The following is a 26,166-nucleotide window of genomic DNA, read 5'->3' as shown; positions in this document are numbered from 1 at the left end:
ATCGGTCAATGGCAGCAATTTCTCAAGTACTAAACTTCTGATTCTTTTGCTGCAAAGCCATGGAGGACAAGGGGCTTAAGCCCCTTGTCTGTGCTGTTTTTCTGCCGTTAATTTTTCGTTTCAATCCTGATCGGAGCTGGGATATTGATTAGGCAAGTCATCGCTAGCCAACACCCAAGTATTACGACCAAGGGACTTGGCTTGGTAAAGGGCCCGATCGGCCGCTTGCACCAAATCTTGGCAGGGGCGATCGAGCTGAGGCACTTGGCTGGCAATTCCCAAACTCACAGTTACATGATGGGTAATTCCTTGGTGTTCTGAGTGGAAAATTTGCAGATTCAAAACGGTTTTGCGAATCAATTCTGCAATTTGGGTTGCACCACCAGAATCGGTGTGGGGCAACACCACCACAAATTCCTCACCGCCATACCGAGCCACCAAGTCTGTGTTGCGCTGAAGTAATCCATCAATCGATCGCGCAATGCTAATTAGGCACTGATCACCGGCTGGGTGTCCATGTAAATCGTTATATTTTTTGAAGAAATCCACATCAAATAAAATCAGCGATAGCGGTTCTTGAATTCGCTGACACCGTTGCCATTCCTGTTGCAAAACCACATCAAAACAGCGGCGGTTGGCAATTTGCGTGAGTCCATCGCGGTTACTCAAATCATTGAGCTTAATGTTAATTTCTTCCAAAAAATGGTTAGCCTGTTGGAGTTGCTCCGCTTGCGATCGAAACTGTTCCAATAGTTCAGAATGTTGAATGGCGATCGCCAACTGATCCGCCACCTGTTGCAACAATTCGGCTTCATCTCCTTGCCAAGAACGGGCATTAGCACAGGCCTGCACAATCAAAAGTCCCCAAACATGCGATTCACCATGGGGCAAAGTGCCCACAATGGCAGCCATCACTTGAGATTGTGCTCCCGTGGCTTCCATCAACCGTGCCAAGTGTATTTGAGGGCGATCGATCGGAATTTCTTGAATAATTTGTGTCCGAGGCGCAGATTCTGCCCTAGACCGTGACCAGAGGGCGTTGGTTTTGGGCCACTGTCGATCGCGCACGGAAGGATAGTCTGTTTTCACCACCTCTTGAATAATTGATCCTGAATAATCCCCATGGAAACGCAGGATAAAGGTGCGATCGGCTTGCAGGGTTCGATGCACTTCCGTCACCGCAATATCCAAAATTTCGCTCAAATCAAGACTGCTTTGAATATGTTGGGTAATGGAACGCAAGGTTCGTTCCCGATCGGCCTGTTGGCGAAGGGCAATTTGCGCTCGCTTGAGATGGGTAATATCCCGCGCCACAACTAGTAACGATTCGACTGCCGTTGAACCAACCATCACATTCGATGACTGGGATTCCGCTGTTGCAGAATTGCCCAGTGGGGCTGTGTTCAGTGCCGAACTGGCCATGAAGTTTTGCAGATGTTCCAAACTCGTCCAACGGGGTGTGGTCATCAATGCGCTGGGGTGCTCTCGATCAAAAATTGGCGTTTGCATCACCTCCGGAACCACCCAAGACTGAAAAATATGGCCACCGTCCGGCAACAGCATTTCATATTCTAAAAAAGCCTTCTGACCGGTTTCCAAAACCGTTGCCATCCCCTCATGCCACATCTGAACTAGGTCTTCTGGAAATCCTAACTCTCTGCTGGTTTTACCAATAAAATCCTGTTCAGCAATTCTGCAAAGTTGCAAAACCGTGCGGTTGACATAGAGAAAGCGCCCTTCCCGATCGCACCGCATAATGCAATCCGGTGAATTTTCTGCCAAATTGCGAAATTCCTGCTCCCGTTGATTGAGGGCCGCCTCTGCAAATTTACGATCGCTGATATCCTCGATCGTCCCTACCATCCGGACTGGTTCCCCTTGCCCATTCCAAACCGCTTGCCCACGAATTCGCGCCCAAATGTAATGACCTTGGGCATGTTGAAATCGTACTTCAATGTCATAGCGTTCATAGCTCTGAAGATGGGCCATTAAAGCTTTTTCCCACCGCTCTTGATCCTCAGGATGGATTTTTTGGGAAAAAGCAGCTTCAGCAAAGAGTTGTGGTGATTGAATTCCTCGTCGCTCTTCGCCCAACAGCTCTAAATAGCGTTCCGATACCAAAATGGAATCATCCAAAATATTCCAATCCCAAACGCCTTCACCAATACTCTGAATGGCGAGATTATATAAATCGTTAATGATTTTCAGATCATCAGCCAAGCGTTTTTGATTGGTAATGTTGATGTGAAATTTCGTGACGCGCCAACCATTGATTTCAGAATCCCATTGCGATGTGCCGGTTACCATCGCCCAGCGCCATTCTCCACTTCGATGACGAAATCGGTAACTGAACTGAAATGTTTCTTCTGCCAAAATACTTTCAAAATTGGGCAAAACAATCTTTTGAAGATCTTCAGGATGAACAATCGATAACCACAATTGATGATTGGCTAAAAACTCCGAAGGATGATAGCCAAATAAATCTTCACATCCAGCCGAGCAGTAATCATAGCGATGGCTGTCATCGGAAAAAACATAGGCGCTCATAATGGCCGCAGCCGTGTTGCTTAAAACGGCATTGAGTTTAATTTCCGATTCACGCAGTGCTCGTTCTAAATGGACTCGTTCTGTCACGTCCCAAAAGATGCCTTGAATGCCAATAATCTGGCCATCGCTATCACGAACAGGAGTCTTCACCACCTGCACAAGACTTAATTCAGAACCCTCTTGAGAGCCGCTCAGTGTTGGATGGGGTTCAATGACATCTAAAATATGACCAGTTTCCAAAACCCAGCGCGTTTCTTGGTTGTAGCGAGCTGCTAAATCATTGGGATAGAGGTCATAAACCGTTTTGCCAAAAATTTCTGAATCTGACAAATTCAGCAAGTTTAAAAATGCCTGATTGGCAAAGGTGCAACGCCCCTGACAGTCTTCACGAAAAAGGGATTGCGGTAATACATTGGCTAAGGATTGATAGTGGGCGTTGCTGCGGCGTAGGGCTTCTTCTGTGGCTTTGCGATCGGTGATGTCAATGTAAGCAATGGCGACACCATAGGGGTCTAGTGGAATGGGGGCTGCACTGGTCATAATCCAGCGCAAAGTGCCATCGGGCCGCACAATGCCTTGCTCGATATTTTGAATCGGACAACCTTCACGTAAGGCCCGAATTGAGGGATATTCTTCGGCGGGCATGGGGCTGCCGTCCGATCGCAAAATTTCCCACACCGGGGAATCGCAGGTGCGCTGAGTATGTTCTTCTTTGGAAACGCCTAAAATTCGTTTGGATTCTGGATTGGCTTCCAAAATCTGACCGCTGGCGTTAGCGATGGAAACCCCAACGGGCAAAATTTCAAAGAGCGTTCGATATTTTTGCTGACTTTCCTGGAGGGCATGTTCTAGTTGGAAGTGCTCTGTGAAGTCAACAATCATGGCGTAATAACCATGAACGCTTTGATCGATCGCTTGGTCGGGAATCAGGGTGGCTCGAATATAGCGCTGGCCTCCTTGGGCGTAGGGAACAACACTTTCATAGGTCACAATTTCCCCTTTTAAGACCCGATCGATGTGGGGTTTAACTAATTGATAAGCTTGTTGACCGATTACCTCAGCGACTCGCTTTCCACAAATCTCTTGAGGACAGAGACCAAACCAATCCTCATAACTTTGGTTAACGTAGCGATAATATAAATCCTGATCGCAATAGGCAATACAAACGGGCAGGAGATCCATAATCTGCTGCCACTTCAAGGGATTATTCAAAAATATTGATGGGGATTTTGGGACTGGGCTGGGCTGACGAGGCTTGGACTCCTCCAGTTTGGCTTGCAGGGCTTTTAGCTGCGCTTGGGCTTCGGCCAAGGCAGTTTGGGATTGTGCAAGCTGTTGTCGTAGATGCTGAACTTCAGGATCAGGCTGGAGGAAGTCAGTCATAGCTAGCGGGGCAGACGTAGAAACAAGTGGTGAATCATGGTTATACCTTGCGATCGGGGCCAATTCTCTGGATTCATCTTCTTATTTATTTTTATGATTGGCCGCATTTGACTGTGTTGCTGGGATCATTAACTTGGGCAAGGATGATCGATCAGTGATGGAAAATCAATCTTGTTATGCACAAATTGTGTTCAAAACCAGTTTTAAAAATAAAGCGCTGGAGATCAGATTTTGAAAATGCAGCCTTAGAGATTAACGCTTGGGAATGAAGCTTTGGGAATTCAGAACTGAGAAGATATCTGAGAAATAACTTGGGGTACTGGCAAAGCGCTAGTGGTCATGGGGGCAAGGGGCTTAAGTCCCTTGTCTTCGTCGATCAACGGGGTAAGCAGAGTATCAATTTTGACTGTTTAAACATTTTCTGCGAGGGCGATCGAGTTTGGGCCGACATCGTTAATCTTTGCGGGGTTGATCACCCTTAAACCGGATGATTAGTAAGTGAGCTTGGTCACAGATTTCAAGCAATGCTACGGGTTTTCAAAAACCGGGGGATGGGTCAACAGACCGCTTTCCGAATCGGGCTTTGGGGGGATGAATTGCAAAGAGACAGAACTGTTCTTGATCGCGGTGTGATGGTCAGCGCCACTCAAAACCCGATCGGGTCGCTTGTCCGGTTTTGGGCGCGATCGAGCCGTAAGGGCTGTCAGGGTTGCCCTGCCCTTGGGGGCGATCCGGCGGTGACCGAGGGCGATCGATTGCCTGCCCCGATTCCCCCATGCACTGTGCTGGTTCCGCCGACTACACTGAGGACAGCCCCACCCAAGCAAGCTATGGGACTGCCATTCTAATTTCGCCCCGTTCATCCCCATGAAACGTTTGCTGCAACCTTTTCAGGCTCGTTTGTCGCGAACGGTGGCCTTGGGGGTGTTGTTTAGTATTGTGACCATTGAGGCGGTGATTCTCATTCCCTCCTATTGGCGAAGGGAACGTGAGCTAATTGACTACATGCAACGGATTTCCACCGCTAAGGTGGTGACCCTGGCGCGTTGGTCGCAGGCTGCACCGGAGTTTCAGGATCCCGTGCGGTTGGCCCAGCGGTTGGCCAATCAGACAGATGACCCGATTTCCCTGTGGAAGGGGCTGGCATTCTATGACCAATCGGGGCGTTTGGTGGCCACGGTGGGCGAAAAGCCTGAGTTGACCATCACGGCGGTGGCCGCGGGTCGCCGTGAACAACTGAGCCGCGATCAACAACGGCTCGATTTGGCTTGGCCGCCCGATGCCAGACGCAACTACACCCTGGTGGTTCGCCACGACATGAACCCGGTTTATGCGGAATTGCGGGCTTTTATTTTCCGCATTCTGGGATTGGTGGTGCTGATTTCGGTGTTTGCAACGGGGGTGACGATGGTGGTGTTGTCGCGGGTGGCGATCGTGCCGATTTTGCAAATGCGCGATGACCTGCGGCGAGCGGCGGACTTAATCAGTCGTGAGGATACCTCTGGGGAGATGTTGTATGCCTGCCAGGTCGATCGCCCCGATGAGTTGGGGGAGGTGATTACGGCCTTCCGGCATATGTATAACCGGATTCACCAGGAAATTTTGGAGCGGCGACGGGCAGAGCGGGAATCGGAAAGCCTGCTGCTGAATATTTTGCCCCCCGCGATCGCGGAACGATTGAAACGGGGCGAACACCCGATCGCAGAACGGTTTGAACAGGCAACGGTGCTGTTTGCGGATTTGGTGGATTTCACTGGACTCGCAGCCCACATCACCCCGGGCGAGTTGGTGCAACAGCTCAATCACATTTTTTCCACCTTTGACGCGCTGGCCGATACCTATGGCCTCGAAAAAATCAAGACGATCGGGGATGCCTACATGGTCGTGGGGGGTGTTCCGGATCCGCACCCGGACTGTGTGACGGCGGTGGCGGAAATGGCGCTGGCCATGCAACGGGCGATCGTGGCCTACCAGCCCGCCGCCGACTCCACCCAGCACCCCTTTTCGATCCGGATCGGGATCCATACGGGGCCGGTGGTGGGCGGTGTGATTGGCATCCGCAAGTTTATTTACGACCTGTGGGGCGACACGGTGAACACGGCCAGCCGAATGGAGTCCCATGGAATGCCGGGCCAAATCCAGGTGACCGAAGCGGTTTACCAAACCCTGCGCGATCGCTTCCAATTTGAGCGGCGGGGCGAAATTGCCATCAAGGGCAAGGGCACAATGACCACCTATTGGTTGCTCGATCGATTGGCAACCAACGGCCCCATGAATGGCGCAGCCGCAAACCCGGCGGCCCACCCCCCGATTGCCTCTGGATTGTCGGGAAATCGCCAGCCCTCCTAGGCCTTGGGTGGCGTTACGCCCATCCGAATTTCGGAGCAGAAGGAGGCAAAGGTGGGGCCGCCCGATCGGGTCGTGGTACTCGATCGAAACCGGAGATTATCGCTAGCAAACCAAATTCGCTCCTCAATCCAGCCACCCTCCACCGGCAGGGTAATCCACAGGGCCCCATCGCTGCCAAAACTGTAGCGACCGGGTTGGGGTTGGCCGTTGCTGCCCGGCGTGGCCAACAGCGGCCCCGCTCCCGACGGATCCGGAGCCAAAGCCAACAGCACCGAGGATCCCAATTCCTTATTCGGAGAAGCCGTGATCGCTTCCCAACGCATTTTCAGCCCCGCTGCGATCACCTGCGGATCGGCCCCATATTTCTGACAAAGGGCGATCGCCTCCGGTGCGTCGGCCGTTAGGGTCTCCATCCAAAGATCCCCTTTGCCCAAAACAGATTTGCGATCGGTCAAATTGTGGCCCGTCCGTTGGGAAAACCACTTACCCACACATTTTTCTAAAAACTCAGCGATCGTGCTCATGATGAAACAAAGAATTGATGGTTGATTAGGGTTTTGCCGTAAAAAAATACTCAAAAAAGGTCAGGGCTGAAATGGATTTGGCCCTGGGAAGCCGAAAATTTGTTGCGATCGCCTGGCCGGGTCACAGTTTGGATCTGAGCCAGGCCAAGCAACTCAAACTCCCCATGAATCTAGGTTATGAATCCAGGTTATGAATCCAGGGGCTGATCGGCCACAGGATTCGACGGTTGGTCGAGCTGATCAAGCTGTTGCAATCCATAGTGTGCCGCTTCGGCCACCTGGGGATGGCTATCTTTAGCAAGATATTTCAGGGCCGATCGGCTCTTCTCACTGGGCAACTTACCCAGCGATTCCGCCAAGCGTTGCCGCACCAGCCAATCATCCGACTGCACAAAGGTCAACATCCGCTCAACGGCTTCCACGGCTCCCACCTCGCCCAGCGCCGCGATCGCCGCCTGCTGCACAATCACCTCCGCACTATCCAGCGCATCAATCAGGGTTTTGCGGGCGCGTGGATCGCCCAAGTTCCCTAACGAAACGGCCGCACTGAAGCGCACCAACCAATCCGTATCCTCATAGAACAGGCGGATCAGGGGTTCAACGGCGCGGGTGTCGTGCAAATAGCCCAACGCTCCGGCTGCATTGGCGCGGATGCTGTAGTCTTTGTCCGCCAACAGGCCCATCAGCAGGTCAAAACATTCTTCTGTGGGCTTCAGTCCTAGGGCAAAAACGGCCATGGTGCGCACTTGCAAATGGTCGTCGTTGAGAACTTTTTTAATCAGTGGTACGGCATCAACCGGCGACACATCCCGCAGAGCCGTGAGGCCCAGGAGCCGATCGCGCGAATTGGGGCTTTCGAGTTGGTCGGCGATGCGATCAAGATTGGGGTCGGACATGGGGTGAGGCTACCAAAACGGATCGACGAATTGGCCGAGCATTTCACCATCATACCAAGGGCCAACTCTCCCCAGACATGACCGGGGATCACGGGGCCAGCCGCGGCCGCAACCAACCCAAATATTCCTCATTGCGTCGTCGATCGATGGAGTGAGCCGATTGTTGCAGTTCTTGGATCACGAACTGTGGCTCAAAGAGTTGCTGAATTTCGGCAATGCTAGTGCCAAAGGGCGGGCCACCGGGGCGATCGTGGGTGAAAAACACCGCCACCAAGGAGCCTTGATCCTTCAGGAGCGATCGCACGGCCTGCACATAGGCCGGCCGCAGACTGGGATCGATCGCACAAAAGCAGGTGTGCTCAATGACCCAATCAAATTGCCCAGCCCAATTGGCCGCCAAATTGAAAATATCCGCCTGCACAAATTCCGCCGCCACACCCCGATCGCGGGCTGCCCGGTCAGCTTCGGCAATGGCAGAAGGGGCCAAATCAAACCCCACGACCTGAAAGCCCCGATCGGCCAAAAACACCGCGTCGTGGCCCCGGCCGCAACCCACCACGGCCATGCGTCCTCCCGGTGTCACATCGGGGCGATCGGCCCAGGCCACCAAAACGGGTGATGGCTGTCCCAAGTCCCAACCGGTTTTGCCCGTTTGGTAGGCCGTTTCCCAAAAATCGATCGTTGGTTGTTCCTCGCTCAGAACCATGTTGAGGTGTTTGCCGTTAGTTGATGAATTGGTGAATCAGTTCTTTGACCATTATTCTTTGGTCATTATTTAGGTACGGTCTGACGGTGCTTTTTCCTGCCCAAGATTTCCATCTCGTCCCATTTCACACCCCCATTTCACGACCTCTGAATTATGCAATCGATCGCCCTTCCTCAGGATTCGTTCAATCAACAGTGGCTAGCGGCGATCGCCCCGGAAGATTGGGTGAATCCGCAACCGGCGGATTGCTATGACTTGGTGGTGGTGGGCGGCGGGCCGGCGGGTTTGGTGGCGGCGGCCGGCGCAGCGGGCTTGGGCTTGGGGCTAAAGGTGGCCCTCATTGAGCGCCGCTGGTTGGGTGGGGACTGCTTGAATGTGGGCTGTGTTCCTTCCAAGAGCTTGATTGCGGCGGCCAAAGCGGCCCGATCGCCCGTGGAACCGGAAACCTTTGCGGCGGCCATGGCCCAACTGCGGGCCGTGCGATCGCGCTTGGCGGTGCATGACTCAGCCCAGCGGTTTCAGGGGCTGGGGGTCGATGTGTTTTTGGGCGAAGGGCGCTTTCAAGATCCTCGGGCGATCGCGGTGGAGTCCCAAACGCTGCGGTTCAAAAAAGCCGTGATTGCCACCGGAACCCGCCCACACGTGCCGCCAATTCCGGGTTTGGCCGCGGCCGGCTTTGTCACCAACGAGACTCTTTTTAACTGGGTGCAGCGGCCCGATCGCCTGGCCATTTTGGGCGGCGGCCCGATCGGCTGTGAACTGGCCCAGGCCTTTGCTCGACTGGGAACCCACGTGACCCTGATTCAACGGCGATCGCGCCTGTTGCCGCGCGAAAGTGCTGCTGCTGCTGCCATTGTGCAACGGGCCCTGGAACGGGAGGGGATCACGGTGTTGACGGGGCAAACGGTGACCCAAGTGGATCGATCGCCCTTGGGTTGTGAAATTCAGATGGCCCAACATCCTGCGATTGTTGTGGATGAAATTCTGGTGGCCACCGGCCGATCGCCCAATGTTGAAACCCTGAACCTGGAAGTGGCCCAAGTGGCCCAAGTGGCCCTTGGCCCCCAAGGCATCGCCGTCAATGATTTTCTGCAAACCAGCAATCCTCGCATCTTTGCGGCGGGCGACGTATGCCAGGGCGATCGATTCACCCATGCGGCCGATGCGGCGGCCCGTCTTGTTTTGCAAAATGCGCTGTTTACGCCCTTTGGCCTGGGCAAGGGCCGCTGGAGCAAGGTCACCATTCCCCGGGTCACCTACACCGATCCGGAAGTGGCCAGCGTGGGCTGGATTGATCCCGGAGAGGGAATTAGCTCAATTATCCCGGGGCGGGCCCCTCGGTTGATTGAAGTACCCTTAAGCCAAGTCGATCGGGCCCAGACTGATCGGGTGGCCGAAGGGTGCTTGCAAGTGTGGCTAGCCCCCGATCGAGACCAAATTTTGGGGGCCACGCTCATTGCTCCCCACGCGGGCGAAACCATTGGCGAAATTACCTTGGCCATGGCCGCCGGTTGGGGGCTGGGCCGGCTCGCCAAAGTGGTGCATCCCTACCCCACCCAGGCTGAATGCATCAAAAAAGCGGCGGATGCCTATCGCAAAACCCAACTGTCCGATCGCACCCGCCAGTTACTGGCCTGGTTGCATCGTTGGAGCTAGGCCGCCTCTCGATCGCAGACGGCGGGCCCCAAGCAAGCCGCCTGGTTTGGTTGGCTTAGCCACCTGCCTACCCCAGACACCGCTTCTGACCCTTCCCTCTTCTTCCCTCTCCACTGAACGACTGCTATGAAACGACGGGATTTGCTGTATGGCCTAAGCGCTGCCGGTAGCGCGATCGTCCTCAACAATTGCACCTTCGCGCCCAGCACGCCCCAACGCAGCCGCCGAGCTGCGTTGTTCAAGGTGGCGATGCTGTTGCCTCGGGGCGCAGACAGTGACGATTGGTGCCGAGAAGGGATGACCGGCCTCGGGCGCATTGAGCGGGAATTAAACGCAGAAATTGCCTACACCGATGACATCAATAAGGGGTTACCTGCCAGCTTGCCGCAAGCGCTCGATCGCTACGCCAAAGAAGGTTTCGGCTTCATCATTGGCCACAGCGGAACCTTCCGCGACGATATGGTCAAGGCGGCGGTGCGCTACCCCCGTACCCGTTTTGCCATAGTGGCTAGTGACAGTGGCAACAACCGGAATTTCGGAGCCTTGGGCTATCGCAATGCTGAATTGGGCTATCTATTGGGGGCAACCTTGGCCTTGCAGCCCAAATTGCAACATATTGGCCTCGTCACCAGCCTGCCCACCCCGCCCATTAAGCAATTCAACTTAGCCTTTCAAAATGCCCTGCGCCGCTTTGCCCCCGATCGCAAGCTTTCGATCGAATGGGTGGGGAGTTTTGATGATGAACCCAAGGCGATCGCCCTCACCCAAAAGCTGATCGGCGCGGGAATTGATGGCTTGGCCATGAACTGTTGGACGAATAATCCTGCCATTGTTAACGTAGCGGTCGATCGCCAATTGCCCATGGTGGTGTTGGGCCCCGATTCTCGCAAATTGGCCCCCAACTTAATTTTGGCCAGTGGCCTCATCCACGTGCCAGAGCTAATTTTGCATGGGGCCAGACTGGCCCAACGGGGACGTTGGGAAGGTCGCCAATACCTCTTTGGGCTATCAGAACGGGTGCTGGAATTTATTCCCACCACTGGTAACCTGAACCCTGAGAGTCAAAAGGAAATTGCGGATCTCCATGACCAAATTCGTAGCGGCCGCTTGGAGGTTTTAGAGGAGCGTTAAGCCATCAGGGTTTTGGGATTAGATCAAGTACTCTCAAGCTCTCGTGGCAATTACCAGCGCACTTAAAACAGGTATTGATTTAGGTACTGGCTTTGGTATTGGCCATGATTGAATTTGGGGTTTTGGTTGAATTTAGTTCAGTGGGGATCAATCCGCTCGGAAAATTCCTCCTAGACTGCAAGCTGAATAGCCAAGGAGTTGAGGTATCGCAAGGAACAAGCTGAACAGCAAGAAAATAGATGTACAGCTTGATAGACCGAATCAACCGACCAATGGACGGGTTCATCGATCAACTTATCGATCAACTTATTGATCTCTTGGTTGATCCCTTGATTGAGGTGCAAGCTGATCAGCCAATGGACAAGCTGATGAGTCGGCTGATGAATGGGTGAATTCATCAATTGGGCTATGAGTCAATTGGCCGGTTGATTGATGGGTCGATTAACCGATTAATCCATGTGCTGGCTGATGTGCTGGCTGATGTATGGTTGGGCTATGGGTTTAACAGCAACAGTTGCTCGCCAAATGATGCCGACGGTTAAGGTGCAGGGGAAAGTGCTGAACAATCGTCAACCCTCTGCTGCCGGCGAGGCGTTATGGATTAGCCACGAATGAGGCTCAAACAACGGTTTCAGCAATTGGTGAACTATCGCCGCTGGTGGCCCATGTCCCTGGCGCTGCAAATCCGTTTGGGGCTGACTTTGATGGTCTCCCTGGGAACGTTGGCCACTGGGGCCCTGTTGGCCTACAACAGCACTCAGGTGCAACTGAAAACGCTGCATCAGTTGCAGGCGGCCCAATCGCGGGCGGTGGCTGAGCGCATTAGCACTTATCTCGAGGATTTCCAGCGTAAATTGGGCTATTTGTCGCGGGTGACGGGGTTGTCGGAGTTGCCCGTGCCGGTGCAGCGATCTCTCCTGGAGGCGTTGATCCGCCACGATTCGGCCTATGAGATGGTGGCGATTTTGGATCGATCGGGACAGCCCGTCACCTTTGTGGCCACAGATCCCCTCTTTCGTCCCCAAAACCAAAACCACACTGTGGCCTTCTCGCGGGCCTACCGCTGGGCCGAAGACTATGTGGGTTGGGTGGAATCAGAGCAACTCCACGATCGGCGGGTGCGCTGGATCATGATGAGCGTGCCCATTCGCGATCGCTCGGAGCAAATTTCGGGGGTACTGCTGGCCCGGGTGAATTTAGATTTCCTGGATTCCGTGCTCAGCGAGGCCTGGAGTGAGGAGGCGGGCTATACCTATTTGCTCGATCGGCGCAATGTGGTGCTAACGGTCAGCGATGCTGATCCCACCACCTTCGCTCCCATTAATTTAGAGCTAGAGGGGCAACACCTAGCGGAACATTTGGATCAGGCGATCGCGGGGGAGGTGACCCAATATCAAGGCTTAAAACAGGCGCAGGTGATTGGAACCGTTGCGCCCATCCCCTCCAGCAACTCCAGCGGCTGGCGAGTGGTGACGGAGTTGCCCTTGGCCGATGCCTATGCGCCGCTGCGTGACCTGATTTTACAGATGACCCTTGGGGCGATCGCGGCGGGAGCGGCGGCCGGCTGGCTCAGTTGGCGCTTGGCCCACCGGGCGATCCATCCCTTGCAATTGCTGACCTATGAGGTGATTAAGCTCGATCGGGCTTCCTTTCTGCAACTCCATCAACACAGCCACATTGACCAGCTCGCGGCCACCCACGATCGCCATGAGCTAGGTATTTTGGCGCGGGCTTTCAAGGACATGGCCCACCGGCTGGGGGAATCTTTTGTGGCCTTGGGCAAGGCCAATGAAGAATTGGAACAGCGAGTTTTGGAACGGACGATCGAGCTGCAACGGGCCTTGGATGATCTGCGCCATACCCAATTGCAACTAATCAAAACCGAGAAAATGTCCAGTGTGGGTCAATTGGTGGCCGGATTAGCCCACGAAATTAATAATCCCGTGAGCTTTATTTTTGGCAACCTTGCCCATGCTCGTTCCTATTTTGAAGATATTGTTGAACTACATCAAATTTGTATTCAAGAATTGGGCTATCAGTCCGATGAACCCATGGAACAAGCCCTGGCTAAACTGCCAGAGCGAATACGCGAAAAATGGGAAGAAATTGAATATGATTTTATTCTCCAAGACTATCCAAAATTGCTGCAATCCATGGAATATGGAGCAGTTCGCATTCGGGATCTGATTCGCAACTTGCGAGAATTTGCGCGCTTGGATGAGGCCGAAGTCAAAATTGTTGACCTCAATGCCAGTCTTGAAAGTACCCTGACGATCTTGCAAAATCGACTGGGGCCCATGCCAACTCGCTCTTGCATTACCTTGCATCGATCGCTTGGAGAATTGCCCGCCGTCACTTGCTATGCGGGCCAGCTCAATCAGGTGTTTCTGCAAATTTTGAGCAATGCGATCGACGCGATGGATTTGTTGCCCAATGATGAACAGCCGCAATTGTGGATCACAACCGGTTGCCTCGATGAAGCGATTGTGATTTCGATTCGAGACAATGGCCCCGGTTTGGATGAATCCGCCGCCAACAAAATTTTTGATCCCTTTTTCACCACCAAGCCGGTGGGTCAAGGCACAGGATTGGGCCTATCGATTAGCTACCAAATTGTTGTGGAAACCCATGGCGGTTCCTTGGAAGCCAAGAACCATCACCAAGGGGGGGCGGAATTTACCATTACGTTACCGCTCGATCGGCTGACACAGTTGGCACGCCGCACCGTTCCCCATGAGGCGGATGCTGATCATGATCTGGCCATTGATCCCAGGGAAGGAATTGCCCAAGCTTCTGCGAATCGGGTCAATAGCAATAGCGATACGATCACCACCAGTCCGACGGCGACGGTGGGCATTCCGCTAATTTAGCGCCATGGTTCTCCAACTTCTTTGAAAACGATTCAGTGCAGTTGGTGACATAGGGCGGTTGAGCTGATTGATCTGCCTTATCCTTACATTCTTAGGACTACCGCGCGGGCAAGCACCAATAGTTGTGGAGACAAGGGGCTTAAGCCCCTTGTCTAAGTCGATCACTGGGGCGTACAGAGTAGCAATTTTGGTTTTTCAGACATCCTCTTAGGCGACGGACTGGAAGAAGTTGATCGTGGTGCGTAGAGCTTGGGCAAACCGATCAATTTCTTCGATCGTGTTGTAAAAATACAGGCTGGCGCGGGCGGTGGAAGCAATGTTCAGGGACTTGTGCAGGGGTTGGGTGCAGTGGTGACCCGATCGAATGGCGATTCCCTCTTGATCCAAAAATGAGGAGAGATCGTGGGCGTGAATCCCATCCACGGTGAAGGCCGCCAGAGCCGCCCGGCCGGACCCATCCGCCTGGGGACGGGGGCCATAGATGCGCACTTCGGGAATGGCCCTGAGGCGATCGAACAGGTGGCGGGTTAATTCCGCTTCGTAGTGATGAATGGCATCCATCCCGATCGCGCTTAGGTAATCGATCGCCGCGCCCAGGGCGATCGCTTCGCCAATGGCCGGTGTGCCTGCTTCCAGTTTGTGGGGCAAGTCCGCATAGGTCGATCGCTCCAAATCCACCTCGGCAATCATTTCCCCACCTCCCAAAAAGGGCGGCATCGATCGCAACAATTCCAGCTTGCCGTAAAGGAAGCCAATACCCGTTGGGGCGCACATTTTGTGGCCAGAAGCCACCAGCCAATCACAATCCAGCGCTTGCACATCCAAGGCCAAGTGGGGCGCACTTTGGCAAGCATCCAGCAAGACTTTGGCTCCCACCGATCGAGCGGCGGCCACCACCTCGGCCACGGGCAAGACACAGCCCAAGGTGTTGGACACATGCACCAGGGAGACCAGTTTGGTGCGATCGGAAATCAGCGATCGCAACTGCTCCACATCCAAAGATTCCGTGGCATCCAAGCCCACGAATTTCAGCACTGCCCCCGTGCGTTGGGCCACCAATTGCCAGGGCACTAAGTTGCTGTGGTGCTCTGCCACGGACAGGATAATTTCATCGCCCGCTTGCAGTTGGCTCATGCCCCAACTGTAGGCCACCACGTTGATCGCTTCGCTGGCATTGCGTGTGAACACAATTTCCTGAAACGATCGGGCATTCACAAACTTAGCCACCTTTTCCCGCGCCGCTTCATAGGCATCCGTGGCCCGCATACTCAGGGTGTGAACCCCGCGATGCACATTGGCGTTGTCCCACTCGTAATAGTGCCGCAAGGCATCAATCACCTGTCGGGGCTTTTGGGAAGTCGCCGCATTGTCCAAATACACCAGCGGCTGATCATGCACCCGCTGATCCAGGATCGGGAAATCGGGGCGCACCTGTTGGGCGATCGAGCGGGGCAAGGTGAGGGTCATGGCACAGGGAACAGAACAAGAGGATGAAGTAGACCTGATGACCAACCGGGAGCAAGGGTGATTGGCTCGCGATCAACCGATATCAGTGGCGACTGGTGAATGGCGATTGGTGAATGGCGATTAATGAGGCTCTAGCTTGCGCTGCCTGGATTAATCCGTTGGGCAATTTGGCGAGCCAAGGTCGATCGCAATGAGGCGATCGGGAGGCGATCCAAAATTTCCCCCGCAAACCCATCCAACAGGAGCGATCGAGCCGTGGCCAAATCCAAGCCACGACTACGACAGTAAAACAGCTCCGTTTCCTCCAGTTGGCTGACTGTGGAACCGTGAGAACACTTCACATCATCCGCAATGATTTCCAGTTGCGGCTTGGTGTCCACCCGCGCCTTGGGCGACAGCAACAAATTGCGGTTGAGCTGGGCGGCGTTGGTTTGTTGCGCATCGTGATCCACAAAAACCCGTCCATTGAAGACCGTGTGGCCCCGATCGTCCGCAATGCACTTGTGCAACTGATCGGCGGTTCCGTGGGGATGGCTCAACACCAGGGAGCTATGGGTGTCCGTTAACTGCTCACCGGTGGCCACCGACAACCCGTTCAGGATGGTTTCAGTACCGGGGCCCGTTTGGGCAATGTCGATCGAGTGACGGGCGATCGACGCACCCTGGCTGATGGTGGTTAGGGTATAGTGACTGTTCCAGTCTTGGGAAATGGCGGTTTTACCGATGTGGATCGCCTGTTCGCCTTCCCGTTGCAGCCGCACATGGTGCAGGGTGGCGCAATTTCCCAGCACCACTTCCATCACGCTGTTGGTGCAGTAGCCGCCTTGCCCGATCGCCACATAGTCTTCAATCAGGGTGCAATGGCTGTCGCCGGCCTTGGCCAACACCAAGCAACGGGGCTGACTGATTGCCGGTTGATCCGCCGTGGCCACATGTAGCAGGTGAATGGGTTTGGCCACCTGCACGCGGCGTTCCAGCTCAATCACCACACCATCGTTCAGACCGGCCGTATTCAGCACCGAGAAGGCATCCTGGCTGCCTTGTTGGCCCAGGTGGCTCGCCAGGCGCTCCCGATCGGTCACGGCCGCCAGCGAGCCGATCGTGACACCATCGGGCAACCCGACCAAATTCGACAGTTCCGGCGCAAACCGACCGTTCACCACCACCACCCGCACCGATGCTTCGGGAATGGCGAATGCCGCGATCGCCTCCGGTTGAAGGGTGGTCAGCTCCGGGGCCCGCAACGCGATCGCCAACATGGGCGATAGATCCGTAAACCGCCAATCCTCATCTCGCGTCGAAGGCAACGCCATTTCCTGCGCCACGGCCTGGGCCTGCGATCGCAGCCGCTGCACCAATTCCCAATCGGTTGCCGGAGTGGCCGCCGTCACCGTGGCCAGCAAGCCTGCGTAATAGGTCGATCGCTGGGCTGCCTTGCTCGGTGCTCGATCGCCCGGCGTTGAGTTCGCCGTCAGTGCGTCCAAATCTGCCTTGTTCAAGTCCGTTAAACCACTCAAATCCACGCCCATCGTTACACCCCCACCGGCTGCAACTCGTCCACCCAGTCGTAGCCTTTGGCTTCCAATTCCAGCGCCAATTCCTTATCGCCCGTCATCACGATTTTGCCGTCGTACATGACATGGACATAATCCGGCACGATGTAATCCAGCAACCGTTGGTAGTGGGTGATCACCAGCATCGCATTCTTTTCGTTTGCCAGTTGATTCACCCCCTCGGCCACAATCCGCAGGGCATCAATATCCAAGCCGGAATCCGTTTCATCCAGCACGGCCAAGGTGGGTTCGAGCAGCGCCATTTGCAGGATTTCGTTGCGCTTTTTCTCACCACCCGAGAAGCCTTGATTCACGCTGCGATCGAGGAAGGACGCATCCATCTGCACCACTTGCAGGCGATCGCGCACCACATCCTCAAAATCAAAGGGATCCACTTCCTCCAATCCCTGGTGTTTGCGACGGGCATTGTAGGACGCGCGCAGAAAATCCAGGTTGGAAACCCCGGGAATTTCTACCGGGTATTGGAAGGCCAAGAACACCCCCGATCGGGCCCGTTCTTCCGCTTCCAATTCCAAGAGGTTTTGTCCTTCAAAGACCACCTCGCCACCGGTCACCTCGTAGGCCGGATGTCCTGCCAAAATTTTGGAAAATGTACTTTTTCCAGAGCCATTGCGACCCATAATCGCGTGAATTTCGCCGGCCTTAATTTCCAGGTTCAAGCCCTTCAAAATTGGCGTGTCATTCACATTGGCGGTGAGGTTTTTGACCGAAAGGACGGTCGGTGCATTATCAACAATCATCGTGGCCCTTCAACCCTCAAAAACAGGCTTCCAATTCAACAAATAAGCTCAACAAACAGGTTCAACAAACAAGGGACTTAGAGCCTGTCGTCATTTCCCTCGCCGTAGGGGTTGGGTCTCCCAACCCTAACCCGGGCGATCGCTCTAACCTTGTCCACCCCTGGGAACACCCAAGGATCACGGGAACTGGGTGGGGAGACCCTGCCCCTACGACTGCTCGGTTGGGAGAACGAGGTCATCAGGGTTTCAGGCGATTTGACGACACACCTTAAGCCCCTTGTTTCCAAATCCCGATCGACCCAGTGCCGTTAGCCCACCGAGCCTTCCAACTTCAGGCTAAGGAGTTTGTCGGCTTCCACCGCAAATTCCATGGGCAACTGGTTAAACACATCCTTACAGAAGCCCGAAATCATCATTGAAACGGCATCTTCAGCGGAAATGCCCCGTTGCGCCAAATAGAACAATTGGTCTTCGCCAATCTTGGACGTGGTGGCTTCATGCTCTACCCTGGCCAACTCGTTCTGCACCTGGATGTAGGGATAGGTGTTGGCTTGGGCATTGCTGCCAATCAACATCGAATCACATTGGGAATAGTTGCGCGCCCCATCGGCATTGGGCCCCACTTTCACCAGGCCGCGGTAGCTGTTTTTGGACTTGCCCGCCGAAATGCCCTTCGAGACGATCGTGCTGCGGGTATTTTTGCCGATATGCACCATCTTCGTACCGGTGTCGGCCTGTTGACAGTTATTGGTGAGGGCAACGGAATAAAACTCCCCGATCGAGTTATCACCCACCAGCACACAACTGGGATATTTCCAAGTAATGGCTGATCCCGTTTCCACCTGTGTCCAAGAAATCTTGGAATTCCTGCCTTTGCAGAGGCCGCGCTTGGTCACGAAGTTATAAATTCCGCCCTTCCCGTTCGCATCCCCGGCATACCAGTTTTGCACCGTGGAATATTTGATGCTGGCATTGTCCAGGGCCACCAATTCCACCACCGCCGCATGGAGTTGGTTGCTGTCATACATAGGAGCCGTGCAACCTTCCAAATAGCTGACGGAGCTACCTTCTTCAGCCACAATCAACGTCCGCTCAAACTGACCGGAATCCCCGTTGTTGATGCGGAAGTAGGTAGACAATTCCATGGGGCATTCAACACCCTTGGGAATGTAGACAAAGGAGCCATCGCTAAACACAGCGGAGTTGAGGGCCGCAAAGTAGTTATCCGCGATCGGGACAACGCTGCCCAAATATTTTTTAACCAGCTCCGGATGCTCCTTGAGGGCCTCAGAAATGGGGCAGAAAATTACCCCATGTTCTGCGAGCTTTTCGCGGAAAGTGGTGGCCACGGAAACGCTGTCAAAGATGGCATCCACCGCCACATTAGCCAGCCGCTTTTGCTCCGAAAGGGGAATTCCCAACTTCTCGAAGGTTTCGAGCAGGGTCGGATCAACTTCATCTAGGCTCTGCTTCTTTTGCGTTTGCTTCGGAGCGGAGTAGTAAATGATGTCTTGATAGTTGATCGAGGGATAGTTCACATCGGGCCAGGTCGGCTCCGTCATCTTCAGCCACTGGCGGTAGGCCCGCAGCCGAAATTCCAGCATGAACTCTGGCTCGTTTTTCTTGGCCGAAATGGCGTAGATTGTCTCTTCACTCAGACCCCGAGGCAGGGTATCTGACTCGATGTCGGTGACGAAGCCGTACTTATAGGGTTGGTTAACGAGGGTGCTGACGGATGCGCTCATGGCTCGTGGGGACTGGCGTTCTTCTCGGAGGGGGCGGGGGCCATCGGCGGAATGGACGATCGCACCTTTGGCTACCGGGGCGATCGAACGGATTGTAACCACTCACCGCGCGGAAAATCGCGGGAGTTGGCAGCGCTAGCGCATGTTTAGGATTTCGTCGAGGCCGATTTCCTGCTGCTCGCCCCGGAAATCATTGTCAGGGGTTAGAAACAACATGCAGTGACATTCATAGCGCTCGCGCATGGGCACACAAGGACAGTTCCAATAGGCAGCGGCCACTTCGGCTTCCTTGTCTTCGTAGTGCCGACAGGGGCAAAGGGGCGAGCCGAGTTCGTCCTTGTGGCGGGCGAGACCTTCGATCACGACAGCGGTCACGCCCGGATCAGCGCAAAAGTAAGTGCCGGTACGTTTGGCGTAGCTTTCAGCGAACTTCCGAACTGCATCAAGGCTCTTTTCGCTGGCGTGGGTCGTTGCATTGTCCATGTCGGCGGGTCTCTAGAAATTAACGGTGGGGTTTGTATAATGACCTTGATTGCTAAAACAACTTGATTGTTGCGTAATCGTCTTTAGCGTACTTTAGCAACGCAAAAGTTGTCAAAGCCTGAGCGATCGAGGCCAGAATATAACAATAGGCTGTTTTCTTAACCGGTTGTTTTGAACGGGCCGATTCATGGTCGATCGACTGGCTGCCGCTGCCGAATGCTGCCCAATCCACGATCCACGGTCTGAGCGAATGAGTGCTCTTCAGCAAGCGTCCACGAAGCATGACATTTTGAAATACCTCCTCCAGCAGGGAGAAGCCACGGCCCAACGGCTGGCGGAGGCGCTGGGCATCAGTCCACAGGCCACCCGTCGCCACCTGAAGGATCTCGAAAGCGAGGGGCTGATTTTGCACGAGGCAGCCAGGGGCGGCACGGGTCGTCCCCAGCACCTTTATCGGTTGAGTCCGGCGGGGCGATCGCAATTTCCCGACAACTACGATGAATTTGCCGTGGATTTGCTCCACACCCTGACCGAAACGATCGGGAATGACCAGGTGCAGTCCCTGCTGCGGCAACAGTGGGTGCGCAAGGCCTTGGACTACCGCCGACATCTGGGCGCGGGAAATTTGCGCGATCGGGTGGCTCGGTTGGTGGACTTGCGCCGCGCCGAGGGCTACATGGCCGAGTGGGAAGCGATCGAGCCGGAAGCCGACGGCCACCCACGCTACTTGCTGGTGGAACACAACTGCGCCATTTCCACCGTGGCCGAGTCCTATCCCGGTGTTTGTGCCCATGAGTTGGAAATGTTCGCGATCGCCCTCCAGGGTTGCAAGGTGGAGCGCACCCACTGGATTGTGGGCGGCGAGCACCGTTGTGGCTACTCCATCCAAGAGTCGGAAACCACCCCCACCCCCGCAACCCGCGCCAACTAGGCTTGCCCCACCCGGCCCCACAACCAGAGGGGCGCGATAAGGAAGGGTGCGGTAAAGAGAGGTGCGATCAAGGTGCAAGCGATCGGGTCAGAAATCGGGCTAAGGTTAACTAGCGGGGGGTTGCCGATTGCAGCACGCCTGTTCAACTCCGCCTGTTAATCCCACCCATTCCAGCCCGCCCATTGCCTCTCGGGTGCTGTCTCCCCAATCTGGGTGAACTGAGCCGAGCGATCGCGATGGAAACCATCCGCCTCGATGCCTATGCCGCTGAACAATCCTATGAATCCTCAGGGTTTGGAGTTTTTGACCCCCGAAGAGTCTGCAAAGGTCGATGCGGCTCTGTTGTCTCAGCCCGAAAAGTTTTTAACGCGGTTGACCCTCTCGTCTTTGAAACTACTGCGCTACATTGCCGAGGACGAGGGCGTGGCGATCGAAGCGTTAACCCATGATCAGGTGATTGCTTGGTTTGAGCGCGACGCAAAGCGTAAGCGTGAGCAGGGAATTGATGCGACAGTGCTGAAGTGGGATGTTTAGATCGGTTTACAGACCTGTTCTGGCGGGTCTGTTTTTGATAGATTTTGGGTCTGATTTCCTTTTGAATTGCCTTTCAATTTCCCTTTCAGCTTCAACTTCACGTTCAATTTAAGTTAAGTTCAATTCCCACTCTAATCCCAACTCTAATTCCCGATTTACAACATCACCATGCTTGACTGGCTCCACACCCTTCTGGGTCACGATCATCACGCCCTGTCCCAATCGATCCAAGCAAGTTGGCAGTTTGGGTTTTCTGCCTTACAAACCAGCCCTGCCAGTGAATTTTCGCGGGGCTATTGTGTCCAAATTTGTGCCTTTTTGGTTCCGGCCAATTTGTTGGCGACGATTCAAGCATTGGTGATGATGGTGATCGATCGCCCTCTGCGCGATCGATTGGTAATTGGTTTGGTTGGCAGTGTTTACGCCACCTTGATGGTGTTGCATGTGGCAACCTGGTTTGCGGTGGGCGTGGTGATGGCTCCGACCTATGTGTTGCTGTCGTTGGCGGTGGTTTGTTTGGTGATGAATGGGGCAATCATTGGAAAAGCGGTTCGATCGAGATCAAACTTGAGCAGCTCCGTCGCCGCTTCGGCCCCAGCTCTCTAGAACTGCACCCTTAAGACTGCTAGGACTGAACCAATAGGACTGCACCAATCAAACTGCACCATTAAGACGGAACCAATCAAACTGCCCCAATCGATACCCATCGATAAAGACCAGAAGAGATGCCTTTTGAATAGGCACAAGTTCAAACCGATCATCATCCTTAAAGGATCAACCCAAAAAAGCCCCAAAGGTCAACCCAAAAAACAGACAAGGGGCTTAAGCCCCTTGCCCCCATCATCTTGTCAGCCCACAATCTTGCTGTGGAAGAATCAGGGCTGTCATCAATTGAATGAACCTGAATGAACCCAAATCAGCTTGACCTAGATCAAACCTAGATCAGCTTGATGGCCCGCAGGGTGAACATCATGCCCGCTGCCACGCCCAACATGCCGCCAAAGAAGATGAAATAAGTAATTGCGCCAGACATGGGCCAAGCCTCCCAATGGATTCTGAAAAATGGGTTAGTCCCTAACCATTGAACCATCCCGCGCTAAAATACGGCCCGCTCTGGTTTTTTGCCGTTCGTTCACTGTTGCTGGCGCAATTGCGCTTTGGGTTATGGCCGCTACGATTCGCGTAAATTTACCCCAAAATGCCTACGACATCGCGATCGGGGCGGGCTTGCTCGATCATGTGGGCGATTGGATGCGCGAGCGATCGACCCAAACCAATCCCAAGGTTTTGCTGGTCTCAAACCCGCAAATCTCCAAGCGCTATGGCGATCGGGTGATCGCGTCTCTGCGGGCCGCGGGTTACCAAGTCCAAAGCTGCATTTTGCCCGCTGGCGAGCGCTACAAAACCCCCAGCTCTCTCCAAAAAATTTACGATGCGGCGCTCGATTTCCGTTTGGAGCGATCAAGCGTCATGTTGGCGCTGGGCGGCGGAGTGATTGGCGACATGACCGGGTTTGCGGCCGCCACTTGGTTACGGGGCATCGCTTTTGTTCAAGTGCCCACCTCGCTGTTGGCCATGGTGGATGCCGCGATCGGGGGCAAAACCGGCATTAACCATCCCCGAGGCAAAAACCTGATTGGGGCGTTTCACCAACCGAGGCTGGTGTTGATTGATCCCGAGGTGTTGGCCACCCTGCCGGTGCGGGAATTGCGGGCGGGCATGGCGGAGGTGATTAAATACGGCATTATCTGGGATCCAGACCTGTTCGATCGGCTGGAAGCGGCCCCACGCCTCGATCGATTTGCCGCCATTCAACCCCTGTTGGGCGAAATTTTGCAGCGATCCTGCCAAGCCAAGGCCGATGTGGTGGCCCAAGACGAAAAAGAAGGGGGCCTGCGGGCCATCCTCAACTACGGCCACACGATCGGCCATGCGATCGAGTCCTTGACCAACTACCGCTTGGTGAACCACGGGGAAGCCGTGGCGATCGGGATGGTGGCGGCGGCCGAGTTGGCGGCCAAAATGGGCCTGTGGGATGGGGGCAACTGTGCCCGACAACTGGCGGTGATTCAAAAAACGGCCCTGCCCGATCGCGTGCCGGCCAGCCTAGATCCGGGAGCGATCGCTGACTCCTTGCTGTTAGATAAAAAAGTCAAAGACGGCAAAGTTCGCTTCATCTTGCCCACTCGGATTGGAGCCGTTGAAATGGTTGATCAAGTTCCCGCTGATGTGTTGTACCCAGTGCTGCGAGCCTTACAGGGTTAACAGCGGGGCCCCTGAGCACCGGTCTCTGGCTGGATGCTGGCTTTTCCCGGGTTCGGTCAGTGTTCGGCCAAATGTAGTAGACTCTGCCTGACGCGGGTTCTCGTTGCATTCTGAAACGTTGGTAGCCCCATGTTCCCGTATTTGTTTCATTTCATTGCGTTTCTGGCGGCGGCGGCCATTGTGATGTGGACAACGCCGATCGTCCGGGCTGCGGGCCTCAAAACTGGGCGCTTTGATCTCCCCAACGAGCGTAAAATGCACGATCGCCCCATGGTTCGACTGGGGGGAATTTCGATCTTTTGCGGCGCGATCGCAGCCCTTGGTCTGGTGTGGTGGCTGGGCGGCTTTGAAACCGCCAGTTCCCACAAAATCAATGAAATTATTGGTGTTTTAGGGGGCGGGATCGCCTTTTTTGCGATCGGGCTTGCGGATGACCTCTATGGCCTTTCTCCCTTCACGCGCCTGGCCATCCAAACCGCCGTCGCCACCGTCTGTTGGCATGTGGGCGTTAGCATCGATTTCCTCACAATTCCCGGCTTGGGCCTGGTGCAATTGGGCTGGCTGAGCTTGCCCATCACCGTCCTCTGGTTAGTGGGCATGGTGAACGCCATCAACTGGATTGACGGTCTGGATGGTTTGGCGGCCGGCGTTTCCGGCATTTCCGCCACCGTCATGATGTTTGTGGCTCTGTTTATGAACCAGCCGGCCGTGGGCCTGATTGCCGCGGCCTTGGCGGGTGCGGCCCTCGGATTTTTGCGCTACAACTTCAACCCTGCCCAAATCTTTATGGGAGACGGGGGAGCCTATTTTATGGGCTTTGTGCTGGCGGGGGTAGGGGCGATCGGCCTGGTGAAGGTGACCGCCGTAACTTCTGTGTTGCTGCCTTACCTGATTCTGGCGGTTCCGTTGCTGGATATGTCGGCGGTCATTCTCGATCGCCTGCGCAACGGTAAGCTGCCTTGGATTGCCGACAAGCGACACTTACACCACCGCCTTTTGGATGCCGGCCTGTCCCATCGGGCGGCCGTTTTGTTTATTTATGCCCTGACCCTGTGGGTGGGAACCCTAGCTCTGGCTTTTTCCGGAATGCCCAGCGGTCTTGGCTATGCCCTCGCGGCCACCGCCGTCTTGAGCTACATGGGCTGGCAAGTTTGGCGACAGGCCAAAAACCCCTCCTAGGGCTGACCGGATGGATCCGATCGCCCTACTGATCGGCCTGGGGCTGGGCGGAGCGATCGGCTGGTGGGGGCGTGCTGCTTGGCGATCGCCCAAACCCGATTCATCGCCCTCCTTGGATCAGCTTCAGCATTACCTGTGGCAGTGGCACGATCGCCACGCCCAATCCTTAGATCTGTCACTCGATCGACAGACAACCCTAGAACAGCACTTGCAAGCCTTGGGCGATCGGTTAGGGGCAATCGAGCAACAGCTCAACACCTTGCCCGCCGTCTCGATCGACCCCGAACCCGCCCCCCTAGCCTCAGAGGTCGGGTTCGATTACCTGCCCCTCAACGACCTGCTCGGCAATGGACAATGGCAAGCCGCCGACACCGCCACCCGAGACTATTTGCTAGCGGCCTTGGGCAAATCAACCCGGGATTCCCTCACCCCCGACGATCTCCAGCACCTGCCGCTCACGGACTTAGCCACCATCAACCAGCTTTGGTCCTATTGGAGCGGTGGTCGGTTTGGTTGGACAGCCCAACAGGCCGCCTGGCAAGCGGCCCAAGGCGACTATGGGCAATTTTGCGATCGGGTTGGTTGGCGCAAAGGCGAATCCTGGTGCTACGCTGACGAACTTTCCTTCCGCGACAATGCACCCATCGGCCATTTGCCCACCATTGTTTGGACAAAACGCGCCTGCTATGGCCTAGGAGCCGTTCCCGTGTCGAGCCTGTTGGCCGCCCTGCTCGATCGCCTGGCTCAGGCCGATCGCTGAAGCCCGTCTGGGCCACGACGAATTCCCCAAAAGCGAAGGACTACGAGCAATTCACCCATAAACCAACCCATAAACCAACCTATCAACCAGCTCATCAACACCATCTAAAATTTGATTGGAATCCCCAGAAAAAACGGTAGATAACCAGTATTACTCAGGATTTTTGTATATAAATTTCCGTAGTAAAACTATTGATTATCAAAACTTATCCATGACTTATTCATGGGAAAAATTCAAAAAAATATCAACCTCCTCACGGCGCACTCAATTACTCCTCCAGGGGCCGATCGGGGCCTAAATTTTCTAAGTCAGCTTCCCAATCAGCTCAAGAATTGCGATCGCGCATTGCTATTCCCAACTATCAATGCTGCTTTAGCAAATCTATAAAAATCACTAATTAAGAAACGAATAGCCATTAGGAGCCAA

At 54.6% G+C, this 26,166-nt stretch carries 22 protein-coding genes; 10 read left to right on the top strand and 12 right to left on the bottom strand.

All coding sequences use genetic code 11. The features are described from left to right. Nucleotides 1–120: 120 nt before the first annotated feature. Together ACZA91_RS00545 and ACZA91_RS00540 are read right to left on the bottom strand one after the other, a co-directional pair. A complete protein-coding gene (locus ACZA91_RS00545) occupies nucleotides 121–3,930 on the bottom strand; it encodes a PAS domain S-box protein (protein WP_190534988.1) in 3,810 nt (1,269 codons plus the stop codon). A 636-nt stretch (nucleotides 3,931–4,566) separates the two neighbouring features. After that, nucleotides 4,567–4,707 (bottom strand): hypothetical protein, encoded by a 141-nt coding sequence (locus ACZA91_RS00540; RefSeq protein WP_190527388.1) that lies wholly within the window; start codon nucleotides 4,705–4,707, stop codon nucleotides 4,567–4,569. Between the two features lie 90 nt (nucleotides 4,708–4,797). Here ACZA91_RS00540 and ACZA91_RS00535 point away from each other — a divergent pair, with 90 nt between their 5' ends. Beyond that, on the top strand, nucleotides 4,798–6,279 hold the full coding sequence (locus tag ACZA91_RS00535; protein ID WP_099533263.1) for an adenylate/guanylate cyclase domain-containing protein: 1,482 nt from the start codon (nucleotides 4,798–4,800) through the stop codon (nucleotides 6,277–6,279). On the opposite strand, the gene ACZA91_RS00530 is transcribed toward ACZA91_RS00535, so the two are convergent. From ACZA91_RS00530 to ACZA91_RS00520, 3 genes are all read right to left on the bottom strand, one after another. Further along, nucleotides 6,276–6,803, bottom strand: coding sequence for a phycobiliprotein lyase (locus ACZA91_RS00530; protein WP_463184177.1), 528 nt, complete (start codon nucleotides 6,801–6,803; stop codon nucleotides 6,276–6,278). The two genes, ACZA91_RS00535 and ACZA91_RS00530, sit on opposite strands and share 4 nt — an antisense overlap. A gap of 188 nt (nucleotides 6,804–6,991) precedes the next feature. After that, nucleotides 6,992–7,699, bottom strand: coding sequence for a HEAT repeat domain-containing protein (locus tag ACZA91_RS00525; protein WP_463184176.1), 708 nt, complete (start codon nucleotides 7,697–7,699; stop codon nucleotides 6,992–6,994). An 88-nt stretch (nucleotides 7,700–7,787) separates the two neighbouring features. Then, a complete protein-coding gene (locus ACZA91_RS00520; protein WP_190535352.1) occupies nucleotides 7,788–8,405 on the bottom strand; it encodes a methyltransferase domain-containing protein in 618 nt (205 codons plus the stop codon). 153 nt (nucleotides 8,406–8,558) lie between these two features. On the opposite strand from ACZA91_RS00520, the gene ACZA91_RS00515 reads away from it, so the two are divergent. The 3 genes from ACZA91_RS00515 to ACZA91_RS00505 all read left to right on the top strand — a co-directional run bounded on the left by ACZA91_RS00515 (nucleotide 8,559) and on the right by ACZA91_RS00505 (nucleotide 14,062). Further along, entirely contained in the window at nucleotides 8,559–10,061 is a 1,503-nt protein-coding gene (locus ACZA91_RS00515) for an FAD-containing oxidoreductase (protein WP_463184174.1), read from the top strand. Nucleotides 10,062–10,187: 126 nt separating this feature from the next. Then, the gene (locus tag ACZA91_RS00510) at nucleotides 10,188–11,192 is read left to right on the top strand and encodes a BMP family ABC transporter substrate-binding protein (RefSeq protein WP_463184173.1); all 1,005 of its coding nucleotides are present in this window, start codon (nucleotides 10,188–10,190) and stop codon (nucleotides 11,190–11,192) included. A 611-nt stretch (nucleotides 11,193–11,803) separates the two neighbouring features. Then, nucleotides 11,804–14,062, top strand: a complete 2,259-nt coding sequence (locus ACZA91_RS00505) for a sensor histidine kinase (protein ID WP_463184171.1) — start codon at nucleotides 11,804–11,806, stop codon at nucleotides 14,060–14,062. A gap of 207 nt (nucleotides 14,063–14,269) precedes the next feature. On the opposite strand, the gene ACZA91_RS00500 is transcribed toward ACZA91_RS00505, so the two are convergent. The 6 genes from ACZA91_RS00500 to ACZA91_RS00475 form a co-directional block, all read right to left on the bottom strand. After that, nucleotides 14,270–15,529, bottom strand: coding sequence for a SufS family cysteine desulfurase (locus ACZA91_RS00500; RefSeq protein WP_463184169.1), 1,260 nt, complete (start codon nucleotides 15,527–15,529; stop codon nucleotides 14,270–14,272). Nucleotides 15,530–15,660: 131 nt separating this feature from the next. After that, complete coding sequence (gene sufD, locus ACZA91_RS00495; RefSeq protein WP_463184168.1) at nucleotides 15,661–17,058, bottom strand: Fe-S cluster assembly protein SufD; 1,398 nt, start codon at nucleotides 17,056–17,058, stop codon at nucleotides 15,661–15,663. Nucleotides 17,059–17,060: 2 nt separating this feature from the next. Then, entirely contained in the window at nucleotides 17,061–17,843 is a 783-nt protein-coding gene (gene sufC, locus ACZA91_RS00490; protein ID WP_099535544.1) for a Fe-S cluster assembly ATPase SufC, read from the bottom strand. 308 nt (nucleotides 17,844–18,151) lie between these two features. Next, a complete protein-coding gene (gene sufB, locus ACZA91_RS00485) occupies nucleotides 18,152–19,588 on the bottom strand; it encodes a Fe-S cluster assembly protein SufB (RefSeq protein WP_099535630.1) in 1,437 nt (478 codons plus the stop codon). A gap of 135 nt (nucleotides 19,589–19,723) precedes the next feature. After that, a complete protein-coding gene (locus ACZA91_RS00480) occupies nucleotides 19,724–20,071 on the bottom strand; it encodes a ferredoxin-thioredoxin reductase catalytic domain-containing protein (RefSeq protein WP_099535546.1) in 348 nt (115 codons plus the stop codon). Between the two features lie 52 nt (nucleotides 20,072–20,123). After that, complete coding sequence (locus ACZA91_RS00475; RefSeq protein WP_463186492.1) at nucleotides 20,124–20,354, bottom strand: hypothetical protein; 231 nt, start codon at nucleotides 20,352–20,354, stop codon at nucleotides 20,124–20,126. On the opposite strand from ACZA91_RS00475, the gene sufR reads away from it, so the two are divergent. From sufR to ACZA91_RS00460, 3 genes are all read left to right on the top strand, one after another. Next, nucleotides 20,322–21,002 (top strand): iron-sulfur cluster biosynthesis transcriptional regulator SufR, encoded by a 681-nt coding sequence (gene sufR, locus ACZA91_RS00470; protein WP_099535550.1) that lies wholly within the window; start codon nucleotides 20,322–20,324, stop codon nucleotides 21,000–21,002. The genes ACZA91_RS00475 and sufR overlap by 33 nt on opposite strands. Nucleotides 21,003–21,263: 261 nt before the next feature. After that, complete coding sequence (locus ACZA91_RS00465; RefSeq protein ID WP_242026244.1) at nucleotides 21,264–21,536, top strand: hypothetical protein; 273 nt, start codon at nucleotides 21,264–21,266, stop codon at nucleotides 21,534–21,536. A 168-nt stretch (nucleotides 21,537–21,704) separates the two neighbouring features. After that, nucleotides 21,705–22,142, top strand: a complete 438-nt coding sequence (locus ACZA91_RS00460; protein ID WP_199291569.1) for a hypothetical protein — start codon at nucleotides 21,705–21,707, stop codon at nucleotides 22,140–22,142. Nucleotides 22,143–22,473: 331 nt separating this feature from the next. Here the strand turns inward: ACZA91_RS00460 and petL are convergent, their stop codons facing one another. Next, a complete protein-coding gene (petL, locus tag ACZA91_RS00455; RefSeq protein WP_099535552.1) occupies nucleotides 22,474–22,569 on the bottom strand; it encodes a cytochrome b6-f complex subunit PetL in 96 nt (31 codons plus the stop codon). A 131-nt stretch (nucleotides 22,570–22,700) separates the two neighbouring features. On the opposite strand from petL, the gene aroB reads away from it, so the two are divergent. From aroB to ACZA91_RS00440, 3 genes are all read left to right on the top strand, one after another. Next, nucleotides 22,701–23,801, top strand: a complete 1,101-nt coding sequence (gene aroB / locus ACZA91_RS00450) for a 3-dehydroquinate synthase (RefSeq protein WP_463184163.1) — start codon at nucleotides 22,701–22,703, stop codon at nucleotides 23,799–23,801. 129 nt (nucleotides 23,802–23,930) lie between these two features. Next, entirely contained in the window at nucleotides 23,931–24,980 is a 1,050-nt protein-coding gene (locus tag ACZA91_RS00445; RefSeq protein ID WP_099535556.1) for an MraY family glycosyltransferase, read from the top strand. A gap of 10 nt (nucleotides 24,981–24,990) precedes the next feature. Further along, nucleotides 24,991–25,740 (top strand): GUN4 domain-containing protein, encoded by a 750-nt coding sequence (locus ACZA91_RS00440; RefSeq protein ID WP_463184162.1) that lies wholly within the window; start codon nucleotides 24,991–24,993, stop codon nucleotides 25,738–25,740. Nucleotides 25,741–26,166: the final 426 nt, after the last annotated feature.

The organism is Limnothrix sp. CMB-01, from assembly GCF_055193175.1.
The sequence above is the reverse complement of the archived record's forward strand: the minus strand, read 5'-3'. Positions and strand labels throughout refer to the sequence as shown.